The organism is Bacillus sp. TL12, from assembly GCF_022625245.1.
In the GTDB taxonomy this organism is placed as follows: Bacteria; Bacillota; Bacilli; order Bacillales; family Bacillaceae_G; genus Bacillus_A.
Genome location: NZ_JAJJBY010000151.1, coordinates 1 through 1,314, shown reverse-complemented (window position 1 = coordinate 1,314; position 1,314 = coordinate 1). Strand labels below are relative to the sequence as shown.

The following is a 1,314-nucleotide window of genomic DNA, read 5'->3' as shown; positions in this document are numbered from 1 at the left end:
TATAAAAGCATATGCTGCTTATGTGTCCCGTTTTTGACGAAGTTGAATATCAAGGGTTTGTCCCTCTTTATCAATTGTTCGATATAAATAACACCATTTCCCTTTCACCTTGATATAGGTTTCATCCAAACGCCAAGATAACAATGTGTTTTTGTTTTTCTTTTCCAAATGTGATAGATAAGGTTTCCATATTCATGAACCCAGCGCATGGTAGTTGTTGGATGAATAGAAATACCACGTTCTTTGAGAATTTCAGACACATCGCGATAACTTAAAGAAAAACGACAATAGTAGCCAACGGCTATTAAAATCATATCCTTCTTGAACTGTTTCCCTTTACAATATCCCATCTGTGATTCTCCTCGTTTTCTTTTTCGAAAGTGTAGCTTAGTTTAGAAAACTTTGCAACAGAACTCCTGAAGGCATATGTTTCTCTTCTTTCAACTCTTGAATCGCTACAGGATAGGCAGGATTCTTATCTACTGTTATTACACGAGGTTTAGAAACATACGAAAAAGCGCTTGGCTGCTTTTTTATCTCTTGATTTACTTAGATAAAAATCAATGGTATTCCCCTCTGAATCAACTGCATGATATAAGTACATCCATTGATCTTTTACTTTAATATAAGTTTCATCGACTCTCCGCGAGTCATTGGTTGATTTAAGATGACGTCGAATTCGCTTATCTAATTCAGGACCGTATTGATGAACCCAACGCATAATGGTTGTATGAACCAAAGATAATCCCCGTTCCTCCATCATTTCCACCAAATCACGAAAACTTAAGTTGTACCGCAGGTACCACCTTACTGTTAATAAGATTAGTTCAGGCTGATAATGCTTCCATTTGAACAAATTTTCTTTTTCCATACCAATCACGCACCCTTTCTAGAGTAATAGTATCAGTATGTCCAAGTTTCAGAGATTAGTTACATAAATCTTATAGTTTTTGCACCAGAACCGTTCTTTTTTTGTTCCATTTTGTTTGGATCTCTTACGAAAAAAAGACCACTTCATTTGGTATTATCCCCTTTAAGTAGACAGTGTAAAAAGACCATGTACATACATGGATGTTACACTATTACTTGGAGGGGATTTTTCGTGGTTAAAAAAGGTACAACATTCAATACGTATTCAGATGGATTAAAACTATCAGCTGTTCAAAGTTATTTAAATGGAGAAGGCAGTTATCAAGCTATAGCTAAGCAATATAATATCAGGAGCTCTACACAACTTAAGGATTGGGTGAAAAAATATAAAGAATTGGGTGATATTACAGATACTCGTGGAAAAAATAGTGGAACTCAAGGTAT

At 35.2% G+C, this 1,314-nt stretch carries 1 protein-coding gene and 2 pseudogenes; 1 reads left to right on the top strand and 2 read right to left on the bottom strand.

What is annotated here, in order from left to right; all coding sequences use genetic code 11:
- Positions 1-21: 21 nt before the first annotated feature.
- Positions 22-350, bottom strand: a pseudogene (locus LOK41_RS28160) (IS6 family transposase); the annotation flags it as partial.
- Between the two features lie 52 nt (positions 351-402).
- Positions 403-871: pseudogene (locus LOK41_RS28155) on the bottom strand (IS6 family transposase); the annotation flags it as partial.
- A 231-nt stretch (positions 872-1,102) separates the two neighbouring features.
- Here LOK41_RS28155 and LOK41_RS28150 point away from each other — a divergent pair.
- A partial coding sequence (locus LOK41_RS28150; protein ID WP_241819375.1) for a transposase occupies positions 1,103-1,314 on the top strand: 212 nt, incomplete at its 3' end.